The following is a 24,429-nucleotide window of genomic DNA, read 5'->3' as shown; positions in this document are numbered from 1 at the left end:
AGCACCGAAAACGCCGAGGTGGGCCCGGATCCGCAGCGGGTGACCGTCGCTAGAGGGGTTGGCCGTCGCGCTTGCAGGCCGAGCTGCAGCCGTCGCCGCTCGTGTTGTTCGCGTCGTCGCACTCCTCGTACGGGCTCTGCCGCACGCCGTCGCCGCAGTACGGCCCGTACATGCACCCCGGCGCGCACTTGCCGTAGCCGCCGGTGTTGTTGCCGTCCCCGTCGTCGCACTGCTCGGGGCCGTTGACCACGCCGTCGCCGCAGCGCGGGCCGTACAGGCAGTTGGGGCCGCACTCGCCGTAGCCGCCGTCGTTCACGCCGTCGTCGCACTTCTCGCCGAGGTTGGTCTGCACCACCGAGTCGCCGCACTGAGCGCCGAGGCGGCAGTTCTCGCTGCAGCCGGTCGCCTCGTTCGGCGGATCGCACTGCTCACCCCAGTCCTCGTCGATGCGGCTGTCGCCGCACTTGGCCGCCGGCGTGCAATCGGGGAAGCAGCTGCCGTAGAAGCCGTCGTTGACGCCGTCGTCGCAGGTCTCCGCGCCGTTGACGGTCGCGTCGCCGCAGTACGGCCCGTACGCGCAGTGCTGAGTGCACCCGTTGTAAGCGCCGTTGTTGTCGGCCTCGCCGAGGTCGCAGTCCTCCTCGTCGGGCTGCACCACGCCGTCGCCGCAGCGCGGGCCGTAGAGGCACATCGGCGCGCACTCGCCGTAGCCGCCGTCGTTGACGCCGTCGTCGCACTCCTCGCCGTAGCTCGCCTGCACCACCGTGTCGCCGCAGAGCGCCCCGAGCTGGCAGCCCACGCAGTTCGGGTCGGCCGGGTCGTCGCACTCCTCACCCCACTCCTCGTCGACGTTGCCGTCGCCGCACCGCGGGGCGGGCGTGCAGTTCGGGTTGCACGTGCCGTAGAAACCGTCGTTGCTGCCGTTGTCGCACTGCTCGGGGCCGTTCGTCACGCCGTCGCCGCAGTACGGCCCGATCTCGCACTCGCGCGTGCAGCCGCCGTAGCCGTTCGCCGTGTTGCCGGCGCCGAGGTCGCACGCCTCGTACGGCGCGTTGACCGCGCCGTCGCCGCAGCGGGGCGGGGCCACGCACCCCGGCGCGCAGGCGTTCGAGGCGTTGGCGTACGTGCTGTTGTTGACCCCGTTGTCGCAGGCCTCCGGGCCGTTCGTCACGCCGTCGCCGCAGTACGGCCCGAGCTGGCAGTTGTTGCACTGGCCGTAGCCCGTCCCGTTCTTGCTGCCGTCGTCGCACTCCTCGCCCGGCGTCACGACCGGCTCGTCGACCCCGCACTGCGGCGTGCACACCGACGTGCCGGCGCTGAAGCCCGACAGCGTGAGCTGGTAGTTCGACCCGGTGACGTGGCGCTCGGCCTGGAACACCGCGATCTCGTAGACCTTGCCCGGCTCGAGGTTCAGGTCGACGTCGTAGCTGGCGCCCCGGTTCGTGCAGCCGGCAGCGGCGGTGCACGGGGTCACGCGCGCGTCGCCGTTGTCCAGGATGGTCACGCTCTCCTGGAGCTGCCCGTGGATGCCGCCAATGTCCGCGGTCAGCGTGTTCTTGATGAACACCCAGACGTCGTCGTCACCGAAGAAGGTGAGCACCGGATCGGCCGCGGCTCCGTTCGGGTTGAACTGGAACCAGTACCGGACCTCGCTCGTGAAGTAGAAGTTGTGCCCCTGGGACTGCGCCTTCTCCAGTCCGGCGGAGACCAGGTTGTCGAGCACGGGATCGTCGCCCGGCGGGTCGCGGTCCACCGGCCAGAACGGGTTCCGCTGGTACACATACCTGCCGGCGTCCGGGAGCAGCTCGATGGAGGTGACGAGCGTCCTGTTGTACGTCGGGTTGTCCCGGTACCACCACTGGAAGTTGTTCTGCCCCGTGGTCCAGCCGTTCGCATCGCTCGGGTTGACAAAGGCGGGGCCGAACCTGCTCACGGGCTTGCCGTCGCCGTCGAGAGTCGCCTGGACCGTGCCGTCGGTCTGAATGCCGCTGGCGCTGCTGGGCGAGATCTCGAAATCGAAGTGCCCGATGAGGGTGTCCGTCAGGTTGTTGTCGCAGTCGGCATTGCTGACGGTGCGGTCGTACGAGGTCGGGCACCATCCGATGAAGTCGCGGATGACCATCGGCAGCCGCATCTCGGTGGGCGCCACGGTGCAGGTGTAGCCCGGCTCGATCGTGCACGTCGCGGAGCAGCCGTCGCCGCTCACGGTGTTGCCGTCGTCGCACGCTTCGGTGGCGTCGCCGGGCAGGAGGATGCCGTCGCCGCACTTCGAGATGCACGCGCCGCCGCTGCAGTTCGGCTCGCCCTTGCAGTCCGGCGTGCAGCCGTCGCGCCAGTTGCCGTTGCCGTCGTCGCAGGCCTCGGTGCCCTCGCGGATGGCGTTGCCGCAGACGGAGAAGCCCCTGCAGTCCTGGGGCACGCCGTTGGTGCACACCCGCCCGGGCTCGATGCGGCACGTGTCGTCGCAGCCGTCGCCGCTCGCGGGGTTGCCGTCGTCGCACTGCTCGGCGCCGCGCTTGCGCCCGTCGCCGCAGATGGTCTTGCAGGGGAACCCGACGCGCGAGCAATCCCACCCGTCCTCGATCGTCTGGCAGTCGGCGCTGCAGCCGTCGCCGCTCGCCGGGGGCTGCTTCCCGTCGTCGCACACCTCGGTGCCGCCGATCTTGCCGTCGCCGCACACGGGCGGCGGCGGCGGGGTGCAGCGCCCGCCGCCCGGCGGGCACGTCCAGCCGACCTCGATCTTGCACTGCGCGGTGCAGCCGTCGCCGCCGACAGGGTTCTCCCCGCCGCCGTCATCGCACTGCTCGCCGAGCTGCACCGCGCCGTCGCCGCAATAGGTCCTCACGGTGCAGGGCTGGCCGGGCTTGCAGACCCAGCCCTCCTCGAGCCGGCAGTCCGCCGAGCAGCCGTCGCCGCTCTCCGGCGGGTCGTCGCCGTCGTCGCACTGCTCGTTGCCGCTCACGCGGCCGTCGCCGCACAGGTAGAGCGGGATGCACGGCTCGCCCGGCTCGAGGCACACGTACGCCGGGTCCTTCACCTGGCAGTCGGCGGAGCAACCGTCGCCGCCCACGGCGTTGCCGTCGTCACAGAGCTCACCCGGCTGCACCTTGCCGTCGCCGCACTCGATCAGCCGCACGCAGGGCGATCCGGGGGTCGGGCAGTTGTAATAGGGCTCCTGCCGGCACAGGCTCGAGCAGCCGTCGCCGCTCGCGGTGTTGCCGTCGTCGCACCCCTCGCCTGTCTCCTTGGCGCCGTTGCCGCAGACCGGCAGCCGCGTGCACGGCTGACCGGGCCGGCTGCACTGGAACCCCGCCTCGCGCTTGCAGTCCGCGCTGCAGCCGTCGCCGGACGCAGGCGGGTCGTCGCCGTCCTCGCACTCCTCCGAGCCGTTCACGCGGCCGTCGCCGCAGTCGTAGAGCAGGATGCACGGCTCGCCCGGCTTCGGGCACACGTACGAGGGGTCGACGTAGTAACAGTCGGCGCTGCAGCCGTCGCCGTCGACGTTGTTGCCATCGTCGCAGAACTCGCCGGGGTCGACGACGCCGTCGCCGCACGCGATGGTCAGCTCGCAAGGCTGACCGGCCGTCGGACACTCCCAGTAAGGCTCGATCTGGCACTGCCCAGAACAGCCGTCGCCCGGCAGCGTATTGCCGTCGTCGCAGGCCTCGGACGCCTGGTTCAGCGCCGCGTCCCCGCAGGCGGGGTCGGGAGGCAGGAAGCACTCGGGGGGCGGATCATCGACCTCGCACGGGTCCGGCTCGCCGCCGCCGTTGCCGCCGAGGCCGATGCCGCTGCCGACCGTGAAATCGGGCTCACCGCCGCTGCCGCCGGCGCCGCCGACGCCAGGCGCGCCGCCGGAGTTCGCGCCGCTCCCGGAGCCGGTCGCATCGCTCGTGGTCGCGCCGCCCCCGCCGCAGGCGACCGTGATCTGAAGCAATCCCACCGCCAAAGCCAGATAAGAAGTCCTTAAACCCACGGCCACCTCGATAACGCACGTTGCGCTCTTCCCGAGCAAACGGCGCTAGACACACTTTATCGTAAAAGTGCACCCCGTCTCCAGGCGAAATCGGCGGCGCCGCTGTGCTCGGCGCAGCGCTTCATCCTGGCTCACCGCCGGTAGCCGACGTGGTTCTGCGCCTTGGTTCTGCGCCCAGGCGTCCACCTCGCCTCTGCACGCTGGCCACGGCGCAAATTTCGACAATAATGTCTATTTCCACCGTGACTCAACTCGGCTTCTGCCGACGAGCTCGCGGCTTGATGTCGAATCGAGCACGGCCGGAGTTCGATCTTGACATCGCCGGGCGCGCTGCGGATCAGGGCGGCGGCGAGGTGTACGCGGGCCAGCCGCCGCTCACCCGGCGCTCGGCGACTGGCCGTCTCAGGAAGGCAGCGGCTGCCCGTCGATCCGACCTGGCCTGCGCCGCGCGACCTCGATCCCCGAGATGCAGACGGCCAGCCACACGGTGCCTGCGGCGAACCCCGCGAGCACGTCGCTCAGGTAGTGCACGCCGAGGTACATGCGGCTGAAGCCCATCGCCACGGTCCAGCCGAGCGCGAGCGCGACGAGCACGAGGCGAGCGCGCAGCGTCCGGAGGAGCAGGAGGCCCAGGTACGAGAGCATGCCAAAGGCGACGAGCGTGCCCATCGAGTGCCCGCTCGGGAAGCTCCACCCCGCGGCCACCGCGAGCGGATCGGCGAACGTCGGCCGCGGCCGGGCGAACAGGGCCTTGAGCGCGGAGTTGAGGACCCCGCCGCCGGCGAGCGCGAAGAGCCACCCGACCGCGAGGACCCGCCGGCCCCGCCTCAGCAGCGCCGCGGCCACGACGACCGCGAGCAGCGCGAGCGCCCAGAAGCTGCCGAGGAGGGTGAACGCGCGGAGCGCCGCCACGCCGGCGCGGCTCGACGACGCGTGGAGCGCGCGCGCGAGCGCGAGATCGACGTCCACGATCGGCTCGCCCTCGCGCACCCCCTCCGCGAGCGCGACGAACACGAGCGCGGCCATGCTGAGCGCCAGCCCGAGGCCGAGGTGGATCACGAGGTACTCGGCCGCGGAGAGCTCGCGCAGCACCCTCGCGACAGCGGGGAACCGGGCCGAGAGGCGCCGCGTGGCCGGGTGCGCGGCCGCCGCGGCGTAGACCCGGACGGCCCACGCCCACAGCGCCCGCGCGTGGCGGTCGGAGAAGCGCGCGACGGCGACGAGCCCGAGGAGCACCCCCACCGTTCCGATCAAGAGCAGCGCGAGCAGCAGAAAGGGCCGCGCGCCGACCGCCGAGGCCAGCTGCTCGGCGGGGAGGTCCAGCGCTTCCATGGCGGAGCTCTAGCACGCGGCCGCGCGGCGGATCTCGCTCAGGGGACGAGCGGCACGACGGCTTCCGGCGTCGCGAGATCGCTGATGTTGGCGACCCGGATCTCGTCCTCGGAGACGGAGTAGACGTGATCCTCCATGAAGACGCTCCGATTCACGAACGACGTCGCGTTGCTCCACCAGCTCCTGCAGCTCGGGCCGCTCCCGCCCTCGCTCACGTCGGGCAGCGGGTGGGGCACGCCACCGACGGACGTGAAGCCCGCGCCGGTATCCACCTTGTAGACGAGCAGCCCGCTGAACGTCATCGTGTCGCCGAAGTCGCCGCCGCTCCCGCCCTCGCAGATGACCATGGGGATCCCGAGCAGCCCCCGCTGGGTGAAGTAGTTGAACGCGAGGTGGTTGGTCGCGGCGTCGCTCGCGGAGCCGCGCGTCCCGATCACCTCCTTGTGCGTGAGCTTCGGCGCGTCGAGGTCCGTCACGTCGAAGATCTGGAGCAGGATCCCCTGGAACCACGCGAAGTCGCCCTGGTCGTCGGCGTCGTAGCCGATGCTCATGACGTGCCCCTCGTCGATCATGTGCATGTAGGTCGAGAAGCCGGGGATCTTCAGCTCGCCGCGCACCCTGGGCGCCTCGGGATCCGAGAAGTCGATGGTGTAGAGCGGGTCGGTCTTCTTGAAGGCCACGACGAACCCGACGTCGCCGTAGAAGCGGGCGGATCGGATGTCCTCGCCGGGCGCGAGCTGGTCCACCATGCCCGTCGCCCGTGTTCGACAGGTAGACAGCGACGAGTACACGAGGGCGCGCTTCTCGTGGACGAAGAGCTTCTTCGGCTCCCCTCGATCGCGACCGACGCGACGCGGTGCATGTCGGCGGCGGGCCACGCGTCGAAGATCTGGAATTGCCCGTGGGCCAGGATGTAGACGTGCTCTCCGTCGTTCTTGATGAAGTCGGCCTCGTCGACGTCCGCTTCCTGCGTGTTGGTCGTCGAGTACTCCGTGGCGGCACAAAATGCGCCTGACACCTGATCGGGTCGGCGCGCAGGCGCCCGAGGGCCCAGGAGGAAGTGAGGAGGAAGTGAGGAGGAAGAGGAGCGCCGCGGTGACACGGCGGCTCGGACGAGGCAGAGTGGGTCGAGGAGAGCACGAGGAGGGAGTGATGCAGGCGTGATGAAGAAGCTGGAGCTCGAGTCGTATGCTGCGCAGTCCGCCCGCTGGCCCACGGCAGGACGCCACATCCTCGCGCAGTTCGACGCCGAGACCATCGTGGTCTATCAGGCGTACCGTCCGTCGATCGCGCGTCACGCGGCCCTGCACCAGCGGCTCGGAGGGCCGGAGTTCAGCTTTGGTCGCATGAGCTGGATCAAGCCGAACTTCCTCTGGATGATGTTCCGCTCGGGCTGGGGCACGAAGCCCGACCAGGAGGCGGTGCTGGCCATCCGCATCCAGCGCGCGGGGTTCGACGCGATCCTGGCGGCCGCGGTGCCGTCGGGCTTCGTGCCCGACCTGCACCCGAGCGAGGAGGCGTGGAAGAGCGATCTCCAGCGCTCGGACGTGCGGCTCCAGTGGGATCCGGACCACCATCCGTCGGGCGCGCCGGTCGCGCGGAGGGCGATCCAGCTCGGCCTGCGGGGCGCGACGCTGCGGCGGTTCGCCGAGGAGTGGACGGTGGGCGTGGAGGACATCTCGGCGCTCGTGGCGGAGCAGAGGGAGGTGCTGCGCGGCCGGGGTGTCGGAGAGCTCGAGATCCCGCGGGAAGAGGTGTATTGGCCGACAGCGGCGGAGGCAGCGAGGCGGGTTGGGATAGAGCGCCGAGGGTCGCAGCGGGACGACGAGCCCTGGCCAGGGTAGCGGCGCTTCCCTACTGTCGGCGCCAATGGCTTCCAGCTCTCTCGGCTTTGCCGAGTCCCGCCAGCGGCGCACCGCCCAGGTCCTGCTGTTCGTCACCCCGGCGCTGTTCACCGCCAACATGCTGCTGGCGCGCGCCACGGCGGATTTCATCCCGCCCGTGGCGCTGGCGGAGCTTCGATGGACGGGCGTCGTGCTGGTGCTGCTCCCCTTCTGCGGCCGTGAATTGTGGCGCAACCGCGCCGCGCTACGGCGCGACTGGGCCCGATATGCCCTGCTCGGCCTGCTGGGCATGGGCATCTGCGGCGCCGGCGTCTATTACGGCGCCGCCACCACCACGGCCACCAATATCGGCCTGATTTACGCCGTCTCGCCGGTGATCATCATCCTGCTGTCACGGGCCATGTTCGGGGAGCGGCTCAGCCGGCGCCAGGGCCTGGGCGCCGCGCTGGCGCTGACCGGCGTGCTGGTCATCGTGCTGCGCGGCGACCCGGCGGCGCTGCTGGCGCTCAGCTTCAGCACCGGTGACCTGATGATCCTCGGCGCCGCGATCTCCTGGGCGCTTTACACGGTGCTGCTGAAGCGATGGCCCGATCCGCTGGGGGTCCAGGCGCGGCTCACCGCGATCGCGCTGGCCGGGGCGATCCTTCTTTTGCCGCTGCTCGGCTGGGAGCTGGCCAGCCGCGGCGCGCCGCATTTCGATCTGCGCACCATCGCCACCGTGGTGACCCTGGTCCTGGTGCCGGGCGTCGGCGCCTATGCCACGTACAGCTATATCACCGAGCATCTCGGCCCCAGCCGCACTGGCCTGCTGCTCTACCTGTCGCCGGTCTATACCGCCGTGCTGGCTTGGCTGCTCCTCGGCGAGGCGTTTGCCCTCTACCACTGGCTCGGCGCGGCGCTCGTCTTGCCGGGCCTCTTCTTCGCCACCCACAAGCCGAAGGCGACCTGAATACCCCGCGCTCGGCGACCCGACCCCTGCCCGAGCGGCTGCGCTCGGCCGAGCTGCCGCCGCCCGGCGGCCCCGGGGGCCGCTCCGGCCGGCGCGCGCTGACGCGCCGCGCCCTCCATGATTTTGCCGCGCCCTCCATGATCTTGCGGATCTTGCGCGGCGCCCCCTCGTGCGCAGGTTCTCTCCCGGCGCCAGCGGGCTCCCGGTGCTGGGCTCGGCGCCTGCTTGACAGAATCCTCAAGCAGCACCAGACAGATCCCTCCAGATGATGACGAAGACCACCACCCTGCCCGTCGTGCTCCTGACAGCCCTCGCCATCGCGACCGCCGGCTGCGATTCCAGCGGCAGCGGCGGGCGGTCCAAGGAGCGCTGGGCGACCACCGAGAACACCACCGTCGAGCTCGACTTCGACAAGGTGAACGAAGCCTTCAAGGCGGCCGAGGGGCCCGAGGACTTCGAGCGGCGCGTCAACGAGATCTACCAGGGGAGCGAGGTCATCAGCGTCGCCGTACAGGACCTGGACGCCAAGACGCAGGTCGTCACCGGGTTCTTCGACAAGAACAGCGACGGCAGCGTGCAGGACCCCGAGAAGGTGTTCTCGATCCGCCGTGACGTCTCGGGCGAAGGCGCGGCGCAGATCCAGACGTCCGGGTTCGGCCCCTACGGGTACTACCACTCGCCGGTGATGAGCCTGGCGTCGGGCATGCTCCTCGGCGCCATGGTGTCGTCGGCGCTGCGCCCGAACTACGTGCCGGTGTACACGCAGCCGTACACCACGCCGCCCGGCCGCGCGCCCGATCTGCGATCCCACCGCGAAGCGTACCGCGCCTCGAACCCGTCGAGCGTCGACCACAGCAGGTCGTCGCAGACCGGGCGGCGCTACAACAACGCCGGCAGCAGCCGCTTCGGCAGCGGCAAGTCCGGCGCAGGCTCGCGCTTCGGCGTCCGCCGCAGCGAGCGAGGCCGCAGGCCCGAGCGCCTGGTCGCGTAGCCGCGCGCCAGCCGCCGCGATGCAGCCCCTGCGAAGCATCTCCGAGCTCCCGTTCCGCTGCCGTCCCGCGCTGGAGCTGCTGAACCTCGAACAGCACCGCGACGAGCCGGACGTGGAGTCCACGCAGTTCGGCTGGTGCCGGGTGGACGCGCTCTGGCTGGACGGCCGCGCGGGTCGCGGGCCGCTCCGGGTGACCGACGCGCTCGTCGTGGCGGTGCACGCCGCGGACGAGCCGGAGGTGCTGCCCGACGACGTGGAGCTCGAGTTCTTCGTCGAGGAGGTCGCCAAGGACTACTCGGTGACCGTGCTCCTGTCGGCGTTCCTCGAGCGCTGGCTGCCGGCCGCGCTCTCCGGCGAGCGCGCCATCGTGCTCGCCATGTGCAACCCCCACGCCGCGCGCATCCGGCGGCCGGAGGCGGCGGGGCGCACCCCCGTGTATTATGCCGACGGCGACGTCGACGCGTGGCTCGACACCGACGCAGACGGTCGCCGGCACATCCGCCTCGAGGCGGAGGCCTGGCGCATCGCGGAGTGAGACGATGTTCGAAGGACGCAGACAGCAGCCGATCGTGTCGCGCGAGCAGAAGCTGGTCTATGCCGGCATCTACGTGCTGAAGAAGATGGACCTGAAGCCCGCCGATGGAGGCATGGAGATGCCCCTCGTGCTCCCGTCCGAGCTGAGCCCGCTGGAGGACGTCCTGCAGGAGCTCGTGAACGCGGAGCTCATCGAGGTCAACCGCCGCAAGGCGCGGTTCGAGCTCACCAAGAAGGGGCTGGCCTACCTCGGCGAGATCATCGACGAGGCGGAGGCGCTGGTCGACGAGTTCGACGACGAGTCGCTCGAGGACGCGGTGGCCGAGCTCCGCGTGCGAAACGTGGACGTGCTGCGGGCCCGGTTTTTGTGGGGCTGGTACGACGGCGAGCTCGACGATCTGGTGCTCTTCCAGCAGCGCCGGGGCGTGACGCCGGTCGAGCAGTGGTGGGCGGACTACCTCATGAGCGACGCGTTCTACGAAGAGCTGCGGCGCGACTACGAGTGAGCGCGAGGGCGGCCGTCAGCGCGGGCGAGCGCGCTCCCCCATCAGCCGCGTGAGGAGCCGCGCCAGCTCGGCGCGCTCGCCTGCCGAGATCCGCGCGAGCCTTCGTCCGAAGGCGTCGTCGAGGATCGCCCGCGCCGCCTCCATCGCCTTGCGCCCCGAGCGGGTGAGCGTCAGCCGAAAGCGCCGCAGATCGCCCGCCTCCGTCTCGCGCTGGACGAAGCCCGCCGCCTCCATCCGCTTCACCATGAAGGTGATCGAAGGCTTGGGCGTGATCAGCACGCGCGCCAGCTCGGCAGGGTAAGGGTGGTCATCGAGCTTGCCGAGGAGAAAGAACTCCTTCATCTCGAGCCCCAGCGCGCGCACCTCTGGCTCCACCTCGGCCATGACCGCCATGCTGAACTCGAAGTTCAGCGTCCAGAGCTCCCAGGGCGAAAGCTTGTCCATGTTCTTTCTGCTCGCGCTTGACGATGGAGCGGTGCGGCGTTATTAGTTCAATATTAAACTGTTCGAAACGGAACAACTTCCGGAGGTGATGCGATGCCGCTCGATCATTATGTCACGCTCGGTCGCTCAGGTCTGCGGGTGAGCCCCTTTTGCCTCGGCGCCATGACGTTCGGCGAAGACCTGGGCTGGGGGAGCAGCGTCAAGGACTCCGAAGCCATCCTCGACCGTTTCATCGAGCTCGGGGGGAACTTCATCGATACGGCGAACCTCTACACCAAAGGACACTCGGAGAAGATCATCGGGGACCACATCGGCCACGACCGGCAGAAGCGTGACCGGCTGGTGATCGCCACGAAATTCAGCGGAAACCTGTACGTCGGTGATCCCAACGGCGGCGGCTCGAACCGCAAATCGATCCTCGCCGCCTGCGAGCAGTCGCTCCGCCGGCTGCGCACCGACTACATCGATCTCTACTGGCTGCACAACTGGGACAAGTTCACGCCGATCGAGGAGACCATGGCGGCGCTCCACGATCTCGTCCAGTCGGGGAAGGTCCGTTATATCGGCGTGTCCGACACCCCTGCGTGGAAGGTGACGCAAGGGCAGCTGATCGCTCAGTTCCGCGGATGGGCGCCGTTCATCGGGCTGCAGATCGAGTATTCGCTCCTCGAGCGGACGGTCGAAGGGGAGCTGATCCCCATGGCCCAGGAGCTCGGGCTGGGGGTGACGCCGTGGTCGCCCCTCCGGAGCGGGATCCTGAGCGGCAAGTACACGCGGAGGAACGCCGCGACGGTCAAGCCGGAAGGGCGGCAGTGGACCGCGAGCTACCTCGACGAGCGGAGCTACACGGTGATCGACGAGCTCGAGCGGATCGCCAAGCAGCTCGAGACCACCGTCGCGCGCGTCGCCCTCAGCTGGGTGCAGGCGCGCCCGGCTGTGTCGTCCACGATCATCGGGGCGCGCACGCTGGCGCAGCTCGACGACAACGTGAGGGCGCTCGAGGTGAAGCTCACGCCGGAGCAGACGGCGGCGCTCGACGCGCTCACCGCTCCGAAGCTGAACTTCCCCGCCGAGTTCCTCAATCTGGCGCACATGATCCAGGCCGGGGGGACGACGATCAACGGCCAGCCGTCGCAGCTCATCCCCTTCGGCGTCACGAAGAAGGGGGATCACTATTAACCGGTGACCTCAGCCACGGCGTGATCCGCGCGACGCGAGCGCGCGGCATGGGAGGCGCCGCCCGGGCGTTTTGATAGTCTCGTCCTCCTCTCGTGGACACGCCCGCCCGCCGCCCGCTCTTCCCTCACCTGCCCGCGCTCGACGGGCTGCGCGGGCTCGCCCTGCTCGGCGTCCTCTTCTTCCACGCGAACGGGATGCTGCGCGGCGGCTTCCTCGGCGTCGATCTCTTCTTCGTCCTCTCGGGCTACCTCATCACGTCGCTCCTCCTCGCGGAGCACGAGGCGCGCGGCAAGATCTCGCTCAAGGACTTCTGGATCCGCCGCGCGCGCCGGCTCCTCCCGGCGCTCCTCGCGCTCGTCCCGGTGGTCGTGCTCCACGGGCGCCTCTTCGGGCCGCCGAGCGCGCTCGCCGGCCTCCGCGCCGACGTGCTCGCGACGCTCGGCTACGTCGCGAACTGGCGCGCCATCTACGCGCACAAGAGCTACTGGGAGATCTTCACGTCGCGCTCGCCGCTCGAGCACACGTGGAGCCTGGCGATCGAGGAGCAGTTCTACGTCGTCTGGCCGCTCGTCATCGTCTTCGTGCTCTCGCGGTGGTCGCGCCGCGGCGTGCTCGTCCTCACGCTGGCGCTGGCCGCGCTCTCCGCGATCGCGATGCTCGCCCTCTTCGCGCCGGAGAGCACGACGCGCGTGTACATGGGCACGGACACGCGCGCCTCCGGCATCCTCCTCGGCGCCGCGCTCGCGACGGTGCTCACGCCGCGCGCCGAGCTCTCCGCGGGCGCGGTGCGGCTCCTCGACGGCGCCGGCGTCGCCTCGGCGATCGGCCTCGCGATCGCGTGGTCCGTGTTCGACGGCCAGTCGTGGCTCCTCTACCACGGCGGGTTCTGGCTGACGGAGCTCGGGGCCCTCGTCCTCATCGCGTGCGCCGTGCAGGGCTCGCGGAGCCTCGTCGCGCGCGCGCTCTCGTGGCGCCCGCTCGCGTGGGTCGGCACCATCAGCTACGGCGTCTACCTCTGGCACTGGCCGGTGCACGTGTTCGTGTCGAGCGATCGCCTGCACGGCCCCGCCCTCACCGCGCTCCGCTTCGCGATCACCTTCGCGGTCGCGCTCGTCTCCTACCGCTTCCTCGAGCGGCCGATCCGCGAGCGCGGGCTGCCGAAGGGGCGCTCGTTCTGGGCGGTGCCGGCGGGCGTCACGCTCGGCCTGCTCATCGCCGTGCGCGCGACGCACGCGCAGGACGGCGAGGCGCCGAAGGGCTCCGCGATGATCAACGCGCTCGTCACCGCGGTCGTGAAGGACGACGTCACGTTCCGCGTCGTCGTCGTCGGCGACTCGACCGCGAACACGCTCGGCTGGGCGCTCCGCGGTCTGCAGGAGCGCGGGCTCGCGGTGGACCTCCACGGGCGGGACGGCTGCACCATCATGGCGGACCTCTGCGGCATGACCGAGTGGCCCGCGCTGCTCGCGCAGGCGAAGCCCGACGCCGCGGTCCTCTACCTCGGCGGCGCCTTCATGCACGGCATCACGGTGAACGACGAGTGGACGAAGGCGTGCAAGCCGGCGTGGCACGAGCGCTTCGAGACGAACCTCGTCTTGAACCTCGACAAGCTCCGGAACCCGCACGGGCGCGTCTGGATGGCGACCGTCCCCTACGCGCTCGGCGACTGGGAGACGAAGGACGTCCGCGAGCAGGTCACGTGCATCAACCGCTCGATCCGGAAGGTCGTCGCGACGCTGCCCGACGTCGCGCTCCTCGACCTCCAGGAGAACATCTGCCCCGGGGGCGAGTGCCGGCGCATGTACGAGGACGGGGCGATCCGGCCCGACGGCGTGCATTTCACGATCGAGGGGGCGCGCGGCGTGGCGCAGTGGACGCTCGCGGAGCTCCGCGCGAAGCGCGCCGCGGCGGACCCCGGGCCGCCCCGCTGAGCGGGCATGCCTCCTGGGAGAGCCGCCGGGCGGCCTCGCGACTCGGAATCGCTGCTGCGGTGAGCTCGGGATCAGCGACCAGGAGACGCCGGAGCGCGCCTGGGAGACCCTCATCTCTCGCATCCACCCCGAGGACCTCGATGCATCGGCGGGTCATGTGCGGCAGCTCACGGATGCACTGGACGGCCAGCCCCTCGAACGCGCGCTGCGCGCGCAGTGCACCGGAGACGTCGAGCGCTCCTTTGCCCTGCGCTGTGTGGTCCTCACGCGCGGCGACGACGGGGCGGCGCATCAGATCCTCGTCTCGGCCGAGGATGTCACCGAGAGAGCGCGCCGTGAGGTGGAGCTGCAGAGGAGCGAAGCGCTGTTTCACGCGTTCCTTGAGCACATGCCTGCCATGATGTTCGCCAAGGATTCGGATAGCAGGTATGTCGTGCTCAACGCTCAATTCGAACGGTTCATGGGCATGGAGCCGGGGAGCGGCGCTGGCATGCGCGATCACGACATGCTCCCGGACGACATCGTCGCGCAGGTGAAGGCCGCGGACGACGCGGTGAGGAACACCGGCGTCGCGACGGCGTTCGAGGAGAGCGTCCCTCACCCGACAGAAGGGATAAAGCAGTTCCATTCCGTCAAGTTTCCCGTCCGGGGTCCTGGCCTCCCGGAGGGGACGGTCGGGGGCGCGGCCATCGATATCACGGCCATCAAGCGGGCGGAGGCCGAGCGCCAGGAGGCGCAGCTGGCGGTCATCGCGGCGCAACAGGCGATCATCCGGGAGCTCGCGACGCCGCTCCTGCCGATCGCCGACGGGGTGCTCGTCATGCCGCTCATCGGCACGCTCGATCCCGAGCGGGCGAGCCGGATCATCGAGACATTGCTCTCCGGGGTCGGCGCGCACCAGGCGACCATCGCGATCATCGACATCACGGGGGTGAGATCGGTCGACGCCCAGGTGGCGGGGGTGCTCATGCAAGCCGCTCGTGCCGTGAGGCTGCTCGGGGCGAGGGTCGTGCTCACGGGCATCCAGCCAGCCATCGCGCGGATGCTCATCGACATTGGCGTGGATTTGCAGGGCCTCGTGACAGAGGCCACGCTGCGCAGCGGCATCGATTACGCGCTGCGGACCAGGGAGCGCAGAGGGGGCTCCATTTCCGGCTGAGCGGACGTGGAGGTGCCCGCACGAGGCGGAGGGGGCGTCCGCGGAGCTCAGCAGCGCGCTCGTCGCCCGATGAAGGCGGAGAAGACAGCGCCGCCTCACGCTTGCTCGGGTACGCCCCCCGGGACGCGCGCGGGCAGCGGAAGCTCGACGCCCTCGGACAGGTTGCCCTTGCCGGGGACGTGGTTGATCTCGAGCCGGATGCCGTCCGGATCCTCGAACACGATCGAGTAGTAGCCTGCCGCCCACGCACCGTCCTGCGGCGCGCGCACGAGCTTGCCGCCGAGCGCGGCCAGCGTGCTCTCGAAGAACTCGTGGAATGCGTCGATATCCTCGCGGCTGCGGGCGCGGAAGCACAGGTGGTGCAGGCCGGGCTTGTACTGGTGAAAGCGGGCGCCGGCGTACTCCGGGTTCACGGGGCGAATCAACAGGCCGGTCTTGCCGCCGATGTAATAGAGCATGGGCCGTTCGTTCTCGCTGCCCGGATCGTCGTACTGGCACTGCATCTCGAAGTGCTCGCACAGCGCGCGGTAGAACGCGCGGCTGCGCGGGAAGTCCGTGACCGAGAGCTGGATGTGGGCGATTCCGGCGAGGTTCATGGCGATCATGGTAGCCCAGCTCCGACCGGTGGAGCGCTCTTCGTGGCAGGACCACGCCCCAGGCGGACCTGCGTCCACCCTACCGGCCCCGCGACGTTCCGGCGCCTTCGACGCGGGCGTGAACGCCCTCCTCTTTCACCGTCCCATTCCTGCTCCCTGGCGTCGTCCGGGGTGTCCGCGGAAGCGGGGAGGACCAATCCAGTTGCGGCGCCCCAGGTCGTGTGGCTAGAAGGCGGCGAACGATCCCCGGCGGAGAAGCAAGAACGAGATGCGAATTCCCAGCAGCCTGATGTCTCTGGCCGACGAAGGGCTCATCGAGGAGGTCGTGCGCCCGCTGATGAGCGGCAAGGAAGCGGAGGTCTTCCTGGTGCGCTCCGGCGGCGAGCTTCGGGTGGCCAAGGTCTACAAAGAGGCGCACGACCGGACCTTCAAGAACCGGGCGGAGTACACGGAGGGGCGCAAGGTGCGCAACAGCCGCGATCAGCGCGCGATCAACAAGCGCTCGCGCCATGGTCGTGCGCAGGACGAAGCGGCCTGGAGATCGACCGAGGTGGACATGATCTTCCGCCTGCACAGCGCAGGGGTGCGCGTCCCGATACCCCACCATTTCATCGACGGTGTGCTGATCATGGAGCTCATCACCGGCGCCGACGGCAGCCCGGCCCCGCGGCTCGCCGAGGTGAGACTGAACCCCGACGAGGCGGTGAGGGTCTTCGACCGATTGCTGGCAGAAGCGGTCCGGATGCTGAGCGCCGGGGTCGTGCACGGCGATCTGTCCGACTTCAACGTGCTGATGGGCGCGGACGGGCCGGTCGTCATCGATTTCCCGCAGGCGGTGGACGCTTCCAGCAATCAGAACGCGCGAAAGCTGCTGCTGCGCGACGTCGACAACCTCCAGCGCTTCCTCTCTCGGTTCGCTCCCAACCGACAGCCCCGCCCTTACGCGCAGGAGATGTGGGAGCTCTACGCGTGCAGCCAGCTCACGCCCGAAACACGGCTGAGCGGGCGTTTCCGGGCGTCTTCGAGGCGGGTCGATACCGAAGCGGTCCTGGGGCTCATCAGCGATGCCAACCGCGACGAGCGCCGCCGCCGTGAGGCGCAGGGGCGGAGCATGCGGGGCGTGTCGTCCCCGCCTCGCGAGGTCGAGGTGGTGATTCTACCGAACGGCCCGCGAGACCGCGCGCGCCGGAACGCTCAGGGAGCACACGCGGGCAGCGCGGCGAACACTCGTCCAGCACACGCGGGCGGCGCGGCGAACACTCGCCCAGCACACGCGGGCGGCGCGGCGAACACGCGCCCAGCACAGGCGGGCAGCGCGGCGAACACTCGCCCAGCACACGCGGGCGGCGCGGCGAACACGCGCCGGGCTTGACGTTTCCGAGCCGCCGGGCTCAAATCACCTTGTCGTCCGAGCTCCCGGAGGGCGCGTCCGGCGTGGCGCCCGCGCTGCCGGCCGGCGCCTCCCCCGGCCGTGCCTTCTGCTCCACGAGAAAGAGGACCACATCCACCGCGCCCCCCACGGCGCGGTTGACGAGGCGGATCGCCCCGTGGACGCCGGACAGCGTCGTATCGTGGATGAGCCGGATCCCCCTCACGGGCGCCTTGATCGGGGGAATCTGCTCCAGCAGGTCGAAGGGCAGCTTCGCCGCGTCCTTCTGGAGGCGCTCCACGCGCCGAGAGCCGTGGTCGACCGCGTCCTCTACGAGGTCCTTCAAGCCGCGCCACCGGTCCATCACACTGCCTCCTCGCACCACGCGCGGATCTGCGCGTAGACGTCCGGGTCGTGAGCCAGGCGCAGGTGTCCGAGCGACGGCATGATCCGCGCGTGCTCCTGAGGGAAGGGCGAGCACCGGTCCTCGGCGACGGCCCGCCCCGTGGCGCTCCGCAGCGAGACCATCGCGTCCCCGAACAGGAGGGAGAGCCTCGGGTCGGCCGTGAGCGCGCCGGCGATGAGATGATGGCGAATGTGGGGGAGCAGGGGCACGGGATGGCGGCGATTCTGGAGCAGGGCGTTCGCGCTGGCGCCCTCCCAGTCCTCGCGGCGGAGATTGGCATACGCCAGGTCCTTCATCCCGCCGCTGCGGAGGTTGACGATGTCGGCGATGAGCTTCGTGTACGGATTGTCGATGCTCGCGAGCGCCCACGTGACCACGTTGCCAAAGCGCTCCAGCGGGGCGCCGAGGTGCGGTGTGCCGAGATAGAAGGCCCGCTTGACGAGGGGCAGCCACCGTCGATCCTTGTCGCTCGCCGCGTGCGCGGCGCTGCGCGCGACGAGGCCGCCCATGCTGTGGCCAATGAGGGCCAGCTCCTCCACGGCAACAGGATAGGCACAGACGAGCTGTTCGAGGAGGACGTCCAGGGCCTCGCCGTTCTCGGAGACACGGAGGCCGCTGTTGTACCGCACATAAAACGGCGTGTAGCCGAGGTCGCGCGCAAGGAGCGATCCGTAGGTCTCGCCGTCCTGCATCGTCCAGACCTCCTCGGTGCTCATCAGCCCGTGCACGAGCACGACGACGCGGGGCATGGCCTCGGCAGAGACGGCCGCGGGAAACGCCCTGGCAAGCGGCACGGGGTGCCCGTCGCGGACGAGCTGCATCGCGGTCGCGAGGCCGTTGCTGGTCCGCTTCAGGTAGTCGCCGAGGACGCCGTTGAGCACCCCGACGACCCGCTCCAGGTGGTTTCCCATGCGACGATCCGGCGGCATCCTGGCACGGATCGGCGCCGGGGGCGACGCCGGGCCCCGCTGCGGCGGTTCGACCCCCTGCGCGCCCGCGAAGGCCCCCACGACTCGCCGAACACGGTGACGTTGCCCGGATCGCCGCCGATCGACGCGATTTTGCGCTGCACCCAGCGGAGCGCCGCCTGCTGGTCCTGCAGACCGAAGGTCCCCGAATCGTCGAGTCGGGGTATCCGAAGAACCCGAAGATGCCGAGCCGGAAATTAATCGTCACGACGACGACGTCGCCGCCAACGGCGAGCCGACAGGCGTCGAAGACGCTGCCTGCGCCGGTGGCTCAGGAGCCCGTCGTCGCGAGCAGCTCCCTAGCGTCGCGGACGGATGCAGCGCGGCGGATCCAGCGATCCAGCTCGGCGATATCCGTGCTCGCGAGGACGCGTTCCCGGATCTCGGCAGGGACCTCCAGCCCGCGGGCATCAAGGACGGCCAGCACAGCCTGCGCCTTCGCTTCTAGGAGCCCCAGCTCCCGGCCCTTCTCCACGCCCCTCGCCACGTAGCTGCGCGCGAATTCGCTCTGAAACTCGTATCCGCTCTTCATCATCGCCTCCAACATCCGCCTCGCCGCTGCGTTCAGCGAGGATAGCACCAGGTCCCCGTAGACGGCGCGACGCTCCTCATCGAGCCCGGCTGCCGCCGCCAGGAACGCCACGCCGATCGCCTCCCCCGCCTCGCCCTGCGCATGCGCCATGGCCGAGAGCACAACCACCTCGGGCGCCGACCTCGCCTGCTCGGCATCGGTGACGACCGGGACGCCCGCGGGCCCGAGCACCAGCGGCGTCAGCGTCAAGCCGGGGTGGCCCGCGTCGATCGGCCGCGCGCACCACCGCGCGATCTCCGCGTCGATCGTCGTGTAAAGATCGCCCTCTGAGCACCTGGGCATACGCGGAGTGTTGTTCGTGGCTATCTGCCCGACAGCGCCCCTGTCAGCCGCTCCGCCAGGTCGCCCCTCGGCTCCACCCGCACGCGCTCCAGCCCCAGCCACGCGGCCATGGTCCGCAGCTCGCCCGCCAGCCGCTCCGGCGTCTGCACGCCCGCCCACGGCTCGCCGTGGCTTGCCTGCACGATCAGCACGCCCGCCTTGCGGTCGGCCTTCAGGTCCACCCGCGCGGTGATCGCATCGCCCTCGAGGAACGGCAGCACGTAGTAGCCGTGGGTCCGCTTCGCCGCGGGGGTGTAGATCTCGAGCCGCACCCGCACGCCGAACATCCGCTCGGTGCGCTCGCGGAACCAGATCAGGTTGTCGAAGGGCGAGAGGAGGGCGCAGGCCTCGATACGCCGCGGCCGCCGCGCGGCGGGATCGAGGAAGGCCGGCTCCCGCCAGCCCTTCACGCTCACCGGGATCAGCTCACCGGCTTCGACGAGCTCGGTGACCCGCGCCTTCGTCTCGGCGACTCCCATGCGGAAATGGTCCCGCAGGTCCCGCTCGGTCGCCACGCCCAGGGCCCGGGCGGCGATGCGGATCAGCGCGCGCTGGGCGTCCTCGCGCGCGGGCGTCGGCGCCTCGATCACCGCCCTGGGCAGCACCCTCTCCGGCAGGCCATACACCCTCTCGAAGGTCCCCCGCCGGGTGGCGGTCGTCAGCTCGCCGCTCCAGAATAGGCACTCGGCCGCCCGCTTGGCGTCGCTCCAGCCCCACCAGCCGCCCGGCCCCTTCTTGCCAATCTCGAGCTCGGAGGCGGCCAGCGGCCCGCGCTCGCGGATCTGCTCCAGCGCCCGGTTCACCAGCTGCCGGTGCTCGCGCAGGAAGCGCGCCACACCCTTCCAGACGCCCACCCCGTCGTGCGCGTCGGCCATCCGCCAGCGCAGCATCGGCTGGGTGGTAAGCGGCAGCAGCGACGCCTCGTGCGCCCAGTACTCGAACAGCGGCCGCTTGTTCGCCCACGCGAGCTCCTCCAGCATCGGCCGCGGATAGGCCCCCAGCCGCGAGAAGGCCGGCAGGTAATGGGTGCGCGAGACGACGTTGACGCTGTCGATCTGCACCACGCCCAGCCGCTCGATCAGCCGGGTCAACTGCTGCTTCGTCGTCGCCGGCCCGGGTCGCTCCGCCCGGAAGCCCTGCGCCGCCAGCGCGATGCGCCGGGCCTCCGCCGCCGACAGGGTGTCCTTCATCCGCGCCTTCCGTCCGTTGGGGCCCGCACCCTAGCTGGCCGTGCTCGCTTGGCAACCGATCATCGACACCCTCCTGACATCTGATCCCGGTGCGTTCGTCCGCGCTCCGCTGGAGTTCACGCTGACCGTCGCCGACGAGCCGCGCTGGTCACCCTCGACGTCGCGGAAGGCTCGCGGCAGAGGTCGGGCCGGTCTCGGCCGCCGAGGTCGCGGTGAAGGCAAAGGCCGCGAGCATGAGGGGGAGAGAGCAGAGCGCGAATCGGATCGTCTTCATGGTCATTGTCTCCTTCGGGCCTGGTGGCCCACGTGAAGGCGCCAGGGGCGCCGGCCGAGCACAGCCCGCTGCGGGCAGAAGCGCCCACAGCCAGGCGTCTCCCCGCGCCGCAGCGGTGAGCGCTACGCCTGCGAGCGACCCGTATGGCGCTGCTTTCGGCGTTGGCGGCGCGGAGATGCCACCTCTACGCGGCAGCGGGCGGGTGGTTTCAGGGAAGCTCATCCCCCGTCGTTCGTGCTCTCTTTCGCGCTGGTGCGGCGTGTCGCCGACGAAACATGCTGACAAAGCGCGGCGGCCGGACCCGGATGGGGGCGACCCGGGTCGGGCGGCCATCGCGTGGCGCCGGAGCGTCTCTGACGACCCCGCGCGGAACGGCTCGCATGGCACGCCGTTACTCCCGAGCGCTCCGGAATCTTCCTCTCTCCAGCCTCAACCCCCATCGGCCGCTGCGCTCTCGGGACGGATGGAACCGCCTTTCTCCGCCGGGATTCATCGCTCGCCGGCCCACCCGTATGCGGGGTGACGAGCCAGGGTCGCCCGAGGTACACTTCGTCCCATGAAGCTCGCCATCGACCTGTCGCCCGCGCAAGCCGACCGCCTCCAGGAACGCGCAAAGAGCCTCGGCTTGCAGCCGGAAGAGCTGGCGCGGGCCGCCGTGGCGGATCTGCTGACGACGCCGGACGACGAGTTTCGCGCTGCAGCCGAGGTTGTCCTCGTGAAGAACGCAGACCTGTACAGGCGGCTCGCCTGAGCGTGCGCTACTTGACCTTGGCGGAGGTCTTCTTCCTCCACGAGCGGGTTCTTGCGGCGAGCGGTGGCGCCGCAGGCGTTCGCGACCTCCGCGCCGTCGAGGCTGCTGTGGCCCAGCCGAAGGCAACCTTCGGAGGTGAGGAGCTCTATCCTACCGTGATCGCCAAGGCGGCAACTCTCTGCTTCTCGCTCGTGCAAGGCCACCCATTCATCGACGGCAATAAGCGTGTCGGCCATGCGGCGATGGAAGTCTTCCTGATGCTGAACGGCTACTCCCTTGATGCCCATGTCGATGATCAAGAGCGCATCATGCTCTCGCTTGCTTCCGGCGCGCTCTCACGACACGAGCTCCTAGCTTGGCTCGAACAGCATGTCCGGCGACGGGAGCCCTCCGTCTAGCAGGAGTTTACGCACGCCGGTTATCAGACGCCCTCGCGCGCCGCGGCGCCTTCGGGAATTCCGTCGTCACGCCCCTGGAAAATTTTGCCCCCAATACAACAACCTCCCCATTTCTGCCATTGCGGTCCTGGGGCACGTTCTGTCGTACACCGCGCAGCGAGGGCGTTACGCTCCCCGGAAGAGGAGAACAGGACATGCGACTTGGCACTTCCCTGTCCGCGGTGACAACGATGTGGCTGGCGCTCGCCGCGTGCGGCGATGACGATGAAAAGCTGTCGCCGCTGGGAGCGGCGTCCGGCGCGGCGGGTGAAGGCGGCGAAGGCGAAGGCGACGAAGGCGGCGCCCCGGAGGCGGGGAGAGCGGACGGCGAGCCGTGCACCGCCGACGAGGAGTGCAGCGGTGAACTCTGCTTGACCGAGGCGGACCTGGGCTGGGCGGGGGGTTATTGTACGGCGCTCTGCGCGGAGCCGCTCGCCCCGTGCGAGGCTGGCTCGATCTGTGTGGCGACTGGCGGCAACTTCTCGCTCTGCTTCAGATCCTGTGAAGAGGCGGCCGACTGTCCGGGCGCGGGGCAGAGCTGCCTCGTGGCGAGCCAGAACGACGCGACGGCGGCGTGCGTGGGCGGTTGCGACAGCGACGATCAGTGCCAGGTCGCCTGCAACAGCGAGACGCAGCGCTGCTCCCTCGACGAGGCGTGCGACAACGACGAGGACGACGATGGAGACGTCCTGCGGGACTGCGAGGAGCTCGACTGTTCCAGGCACGAAGCGTGCGTGGACGGCATTGCCGCGGCGTGCGCGGGGGCGATCGACGTGTCGGCGGGCGGCGGCGGTGACGGGCGACACGTCCGAGGGCACGCGCGGCTTCACGGCGACATGCGCGGGCAACGGCCCGGAGCTCGTGTACCGCTATTCCCCCGAGGCGGACGGCAGCGCGACGATCACCGTGACGCCGACGGGATCCGCCGATCTCGTCCTCCACGTGCGGACGGACTGCGGCGAGAGCGCGACCGAGATCAATTGCCTGGACGCCGGCTACGCCGGAGACCCCGAGTCGGTCACGCTGGATGTGGCCGCAGGGACTCCGCTCGACATCTTCGTCGACAGCTACAACAATGTCTCTGCCGGCTCGTTCGAGCTGAGCATCACCCCGGGTTGACCTGCTGACACGACCGGACGAGCGCGGCCATCACCCGAGCTTCACATGGAAGCCCGCTCGATGAGGTCGGCGGCGACGGCCGTTCCATCCACCGCCACGGCGCCCGCGTTCGCCGCCGCGCGGGCGGCGACCCCGTGGTCGAGGGCGCCCTCCAGCGCGGCCAGAAGGGACTCCGCGCTCAGCGCTCCACGGGCCACGGACGTCCCGAGCCCGAGCGCCCGGACGCGCGAGGCCCAGTAGGGCTGATCGGCGAACATCGGGACGATCACCTGCGGGACGCCCGCGCGCGCCGCCGTCGTCGTCGTACCCGCCCCGCCGTGGTGCACCACCGCGGCGACCCTCGGGAACAGGGCCTGCTGGTTGACGTCGCCGATCGCGATGCCGTCGGGGGCGTCGTCGACGAGACCGAGCTCGGCCCACCCCTGCGACAGCACAACCCGGCGCCCCGCGGCCCGCACGGCCTCGATGACGATACGGCCCGTCTGCGGGTCGACAGGCATGCTGCCGAAGCCGATGTAGACGGGCGGCTCGCCGGCGGCGAGGAACGCTTCCAGCTCGGGGACGAGCGGCGCCTGGTCGGGAAGGAGCCAGGCTCCCGTCTGCGTGACCTGCAGGCCGGGCGTCGCCGGCAGCGGCCCAAGGACCGAGTCCGCCGCGAGCCACGGCGCCTTGCCCAGGACGTGGCTGAAGACGTCGCTCACCGGACCCTGGCCAAGGCGCTCTCGATTGGCGTTGAGGCGCTCGAGGAGGCGCTCGTTCCAGCTCCGCGATTCGTCCTGCCAGCACCGGAGGTTCGATTCCGGGTCGCCCCCGGGCTCCCCGCCGGGCGCATGGTCCGGCGATGGCAGGGCCACCGGGGCGTACACGGCGACCACGGACGGGATGCCCAGCCGCTCCGCGATGGACCGCGCGGCGTACTGGTGCGCTCCGCCGGCCACGATCACGTCGCATCCCTCCGCGGCCGACGCGGTCGCGTCGAACTGGTCTCTCGCGAGGTGCTCGACCAGCGCGCGGACCTGCTCCGGCGTCGGCGGGGCGGCCGGCGCGGCGGCCCCGCTCGATTGCCGCATCGCGATTCCGATCGGGGTCGCCGTGAAGCCCATGCTGCCCACCCAGTCGATGAAGTTCGGCGGGACGCACAACCTCACATCGTGCCCCCGACGCCGCATCTCGACGGCCAAGGCCACCACGGGTTGCACGTCACCGCGAGTCCCCACTCCCGTCAGCAATACCCGCATCGTCTCTCTCCCTTCCACCACGCGGGCCGCGTGGATGACGGAGGCGACGATGGCACCGGAGACGCGTTTTTTCATCGTATCAACGCCAGAGTTCCGGTATACATGCTGGAACGGGAGGCAGGGCGAGGACGCCCATACACGGATCATCCGTTCAGGCCCAGACGGCCGGTGCCTCCTGGAGCTGAGCTGGCTCGTCGAGCCGTGTGAGCGGAAGGTGCTCCTCCTCCTCGGCGAGGGAGCAGGTGAATCCTTGTACGCCCGACCAAGGCAATGGCCGATCTCGGCAGGGCCGCGAGCGGGCTCTGCCTCGGCGCCCGCGGGGC

The 24,429-nt window shown here is 70.2% G+C and carries 22 protein-coding genes and 3 pseudogenes; 12 read left to right on the top strand and 13 right to left on the bottom strand.

All coding sequences use genetic code 11. The annotated features are described in order from the left end of the window. Positions 1-49 precede the first annotated feature (49 nt). The 4 genes and pseudogenes from WMF34_RS45910 to WMF34_RS45895 form a co-directional block, all read right to left on the bottom strand. A complete protein-coding gene (locus WMF34_RS45910; protein ID WP_437994712.1) occupies positions 50-3,937 on the bottom strand; it encodes a DUF4215 domain-containing protein in 3,888 nt (1,295 codons plus the stop codon). Between the two features lie 441 nt (positions 3,938-4,378). Beyond that, positions 4,379-5,308, bottom strand: coding sequence for a phosphatase PAP2 family protein (locus tag WMF34_RS45905; protein WP_437991779.1), 930 nt, complete (start codon positions 5,306-5,308; stop codon positions 4,379-4,381). A 38-nt stretch (positions 5,309-5,346) separates the two neighbouring features. Next, positions 5,347-6,057 (bottom strand): beta-propeller domain-containing protein, encoded by a 711-nt coding sequence (locus WMF34_RS45900; RefSeq protein WP_437991778.1) that lies wholly within the window; start codon positions 6,055-6,057, stop codon positions 5,347-5,349. Positions 6,058-6,149: 92 nt separating this feature from the next. Next, positions 6,150-6,539: pseudogene (locus WMF34_RS45895) on the bottom strand (beta-propeller domain-containing protein); the annotation flags it as partial. Between WMF34_RS45895 and WMF34_RS45890 the strand changes: the two are divergent. The 5 genes from WMF34_RS45890 to WMF34_RS45870 all read left to right on the top strand — a co-directional run bounded on the left by WMF34_RS45890 (position 6,472) and on the right by WMF34_RS45870 (position 10,132). Then, positions 6,472-7,152 carry a DUF4291 domain-containing protein gene (locus WMF34_RS45890; protein ID WP_044967406.1) on the top strand — a complete coding sequence of 227 codons (681 nt, stop codon included), beginning with the start codon at positions 6,472-6,474 and terminating at the stop codon, positions 7,150-7,152. The pseudogene WMF34_RS45895 and the gene WMF34_RS45890 sit on opposite strands and share 68 nt — an antisense overlap. A 25-nt stretch (positions 7,153-7,177) precedes the next feature. Further along, entirely contained in the window at positions 7,178-8,101 is a 924-nt protein-coding gene (locus WMF34_RS45885) for a DMT family transporter (RefSeq protein WP_012241597.1), read from the top strand. Between the two features lie 265 nt (positions 8,102-8,366). Next, the gene (locus tag WMF34_RS45880; RefSeq protein WP_012241596.1) at positions 8,367-9,092 is read left to right on the top strand and encodes a hypothetical protein; all 726 of its coding nucleotides are present in this window, start codon (positions 8,367-8,369) and stop codon (positions 9,090-9,092) included. Positions 9,093-9,111: 19 nt separating this feature from the next. Then, complete coding sequence (locus WMF34_RS45875) at positions 9,112-9,627, top strand: hypothetical protein (protein WP_437991777.1); 516 nt, start codon at positions 9,112-9,114, stop codon at positions 9,625-9,627. 4 nt (positions 9,628-9,631) lie between these two features. Next, positions 9,632-10,132, top strand: a complete 501-nt coding sequence (locus WMF34_RS45870; protein ID WP_012241594.1) for a hypothetical protein — start codon at positions 9,632-9,634, stop codon at positions 10,130-10,132. 15 nt (positions 10,133-10,147) lie between these two features. Here the strand turns inward: WMF34_RS45870 and WMF34_RS45865 are convergent, their stop codons facing one another. Then, positions 10,148-10,576 (bottom strand): MarR family winged helix-turn-helix transcriptional regulator, encoded by a 429-nt coding sequence (locus tag WMF34_RS45865; RefSeq protein ID WP_012241593.1) that lies wholly within the window; start codon positions 10,574-10,576, stop codon positions 10,148-10,150. A 93-nt stretch (positions 10,577-10,669) separates the two neighbouring features. Between WMF34_RS45865 and WMF34_RS45860 the strand changes: the two genes are divergently transcribed. The 3 genes from WMF34_RS45860 (at position 10,670) to WMF34_RS45850 (ending at position 14,845) form a co-directional block, all read left to right on the top strand. After that, complete coding sequence (locus WMF34_RS45860) at positions 10,670-11,755, top strand: aldo/keto reductase (protein WP_012241592.1); 1,086 nt, start codon at positions 10,670-10,672, stop codon at positions 11,753-11,755. Positions 11,756-11,847: 92 nt separating this feature from the next. Beyond that, positions 11,848-13,686 carry an acyltransferase family protein gene (locus WMF34_RS45855; RefSeq protein ID WP_012241591.1) on the top strand — a complete coding sequence of 613 codons (1,839 nt, stop codon included), beginning with the start codon at positions 11,848-11,850 and terminating at the stop codon, positions 13,684-13,686. 157 nt (positions 13,687-13,843) lie between these two features. Beyond that, the gene (locus WMF34_RS45850; RefSeq protein ID WP_437991776.1) at positions 13,844-14,845 is read left to right on the top strand and encodes a PAS domain-containing protein; all 1,002 of its coding nucleotides are present in this window, start codon (positions 13,844-13,846) and stop codon (positions 14,843-14,845) included. A 95-nt stretch (positions 14,846-14,940) separates the two neighbouring features. On the opposite strand, the gene WMF34_RS45845 is transcribed toward WMF34_RS45850, so the two are convergent. After that, positions 14,941-15,441 (bottom strand): VOC family protein, encoded by a 501-nt coding sequence (locus tag WMF34_RS45845; RefSeq protein ID WP_012241589.1) that lies wholly within the window; start codon positions 15,439-15,441, stop codon positions 14,941-14,943. A gap of 268 nt (positions 15,442-15,709) precedes the next feature. Here WMF34_RS45845 and WMF34_RS45840 point away from each other — a divergent pair. After that, a pseudogene (locus WMF34_RS45840) lies at positions 15,710-16,579 on the top strand (PA4780 family RIO1-like protein kinase); the annotation flags it as partial. 253 nt (positions 16,580-16,832) lie between these two features. Here WMF34_RS45840 and WMF34_RS45835 read toward each other — a convergent pair. The 6 genes and pseudogenes from WMF34_RS45835 to WMF34_RS45810 all read right to left on the bottom strand — a co-directional run bounded on the left by WMF34_RS45835 (position 16,833) and on the right by WMF34_RS45810 (position 20,561). Beyond that, positions 16,833-17,174 (bottom strand): hypothetical protein, encoded by a 342-nt coding sequence (locus WMF34_RS45835; protein WP_012241587.1) that lies wholly within the window; start codon positions 17,172-17,174, stop codon positions 16,833-16,835. Then, on the bottom strand, positions 17,174-18,127 hold the full coding sequence (locus WMF34_RS45830) for an esterase/lipase family protein (protein WP_157907380.1): 954 nt from the start codon (positions 18,125-18,127) through the stop codon (positions 17,174-17,176). The genes WMF34_RS45835 and WMF34_RS45830 overlap by 1 nt, the downstream gene beginning before the upstream one ends. Positions 18,128-18,219: 92 nt before the next feature. Beyond that, positions 18,220-18,452: pseudogene (locus tag WMF34_RS45825) on the bottom strand (carboxylesterase family protein); the annotation flags it as partial. 3 nt (positions 18,453-18,455) lie between these two features. After that, positions 18,456-18,965 (bottom strand): hypothetical protein, encoded by a 510-nt coding sequence (locus WMF34_RS45820; protein ID WP_437991775.1) that lies wholly within the window; start codon positions 18,963-18,965, stop codon positions 18,456-18,458. Between the two features lie 113 nt (positions 18,966-19,078). Then, positions 19,079-20,287 carry a winged helix-turn-helix domain-containing protein gene (locus tag WMF34_RS45815; RefSeq protein WP_437991774.1) on the bottom strand — a complete coding sequence of 403 codons (1,209 nt, stop codon included), beginning with the start codon at positions 20,285-20,287 and terminating at the stop codon, positions 19,079-19,081. 148 nt (positions 20,288-20,435) lie between these two features. Then, entirely contained in the window at positions 20,436-20,561 is a 126-nt protein-coding gene (locus tag WMF34_RS45810) for a hypothetical protein (RefSeq protein ID WP_437991773.1), read from the bottom strand. A 556-nt stretch (positions 20,562-21,117) separates the two neighbouring features. Here WMF34_RS45810 and WMF34_RS45805 point away from each other — a divergent pair. The 3 genes from WMF34_RS45805 (at position 21,118) to WMF34_RS45795 (ending at position 22,868) form a co-directional block, all read left to right on the top strand. Further along, positions 21,118-21,312 (top strand): hypothetical protein, encoded by a 195-nt coding sequence (locus WMF34_RS45805; protein WP_044967403.1) that lies wholly within the window; start codon positions 21,118-21,120, stop codon positions 21,310-21,312. Positions 21,313-21,314: 2 nt separating this feature from the next. Further along, positions 21,315-21,710, top strand: a complete 396-nt coding sequence (locus WMF34_RS45800; RefSeq protein ID WP_044967401.1) for a type II toxin-antitoxin system death-on-curing family toxin — start codon at positions 21,315-21,317, stop codon at positions 21,708-21,710. An 831-nt stretch (positions 21,711-22,541) separates the two neighbouring features. Continuing rightward, positions 22,542-22,868 carry a hypothetical protein gene (locus tag WMF34_RS45795; protein WP_044967399.1) on the top strand — a complete coding sequence of 109 codons (327 nt, stop codon included), beginning with the start codon at positions 22,542-22,544 and terminating at the stop codon, positions 22,866-22,868. A gap of 41 nt (positions 22,869-22,909) precedes the next feature. Here the strand turns inward: WMF34_RS45795 and WMF34_RS45790 are convergent, their stop codons facing one another. After that, complete coding sequence (locus WMF34_RS45790) at positions 22,910-24,106, bottom strand: glycosyltransferase (protein WP_437994711.1); 1,197 nt, start codon at positions 24,104-24,106, stop codon at positions 22,910-22,912. Positions 24,107-24,429: the final 323 nt, after the last annotated feature.

Origin of the sequence: Sorangium sp. So ce145 (genome assembly GCF_051525985.1) — a bacterium.
Taxonomy (GTDB): domain Bacteria; phylum Myxococcota_A; class Polyangia; order Polyangiales; family Polyangiaceae; genus Sorangium; species Sorangium cellulosum_B.
Note: the sequence above shows the minus strand (reverse complement) of the source record. Positions and strands in the feature narration are given on the sequence as shown.

Coding starts and splice junctions, on each gene's coding strand:
- WMF34_RS45810 (WP_437991773.1), bottom strand. CDS start 20,561: ATGAAGACGATCCGATTCGCGCTCTGCTCTCTCCCCCTCATGCTCGCG.
- WMF34_RS45830 (WP_157907380.1), bottom strand. CDS start 18,127: ATGGGAAACCACCTGGAGCGGGTCGTCGGGGTGCTCAACGGCGTCCTC.
- WMF34_RS45790 (WP_437994711.1), bottom strand. CDS start 24,106: ATGCGGGTATTGCTGACGGGAGTGGGGACTCGCGGTGACGTGCAACCC.
- WMF34_RS45815 (WP_437991774.1), bottom strand. CDS start 20,287: ATGAAGGACACCCTGTCGGCGGCGGAGGCCCGGCGCATCGCGCTGGCG.
- WMF34_RS45860 (WP_012241592.1), top strand. CDS start 10,670: ATGCCGCTCGATCATTATGTCACGCTCGGTCGCTCAGGTCTGCGGGTG.
- WMF34_RS45865 (WP_012241593.1), bottom strand. CDS start 10,576: ATGGACAAGCTTTCGCCCTGGGAGCTCTGGACGCTGAACTTCGAGTTC.
- WMF34_RS45845 (WP_012241589.1), bottom strand. CDS start 15,441: ATGAACCTCGCCGGAATCGCCCACATCCAGCTCTCGGTCACGGACTTC.
- WMF34_RS45890 (WP_044967406.1), top strand. CDS start 6,472: ATGAAGAAGCTGGAGCTCGAGTCGTATGCTGCGCAGTCCGCCCGCTGG.
- WMF34_RS45805 (WP_044967403.1), top strand. CDS start 21,118: ATGAAGCTCGCCATCGACCTGTCGCCCGCGCAAGCCGACCGCCTCCAG.
- WMF34_RS45880 (WP_012241596.1), top strand. CDS start 8,367: ATGATGACGAAGACCACCACCCTGCCCGTCGTGCTCCTGACAGCCCTC.
- WMF34_RS45875 (WP_437991777.1), top strand. CDS start 9,112: ATGCAGCCCCTGCGAAGCATCTCCGAGCTCCCGTTCCGCTGCCGTCCC.
- WMF34_RS45885 (WP_012241597.1), top strand. CDS start 7,178: ATGGCTTCCAGCTCTCTCGGCTTTGCCGAGTCCCGCCAGCGGCGCACC.
- WMF34_RS45905 (WP_437991779.1), bottom strand. CDS start 5,308: ATGGAAGCGCTGGACCTCCCCGCCGAGCAGCTGGCCTCGGCGGTCGGC.
- WMF34_RS45835 (WP_012241587.1), bottom strand. CDS start 17,174: ATGGACCGGTGGCGCGGCTTGAAGGACCTCGTAGAGGACGCGGTCGAC.
- WMF34_RS45870 (WP_012241594.1), top strand. CDS start 9,632: ATGTTCGAAGGACGCAGACAGCAGCCGATCGTGTCGCGCGAGCAGAAG.
- WMF34_RS45900 (WP_437991778.1), bottom strand. CDS start 6,057: ATGGTGGACCAGCTCGCGCCCGGCGAGGACATCCGATCCGCCCGCTTC.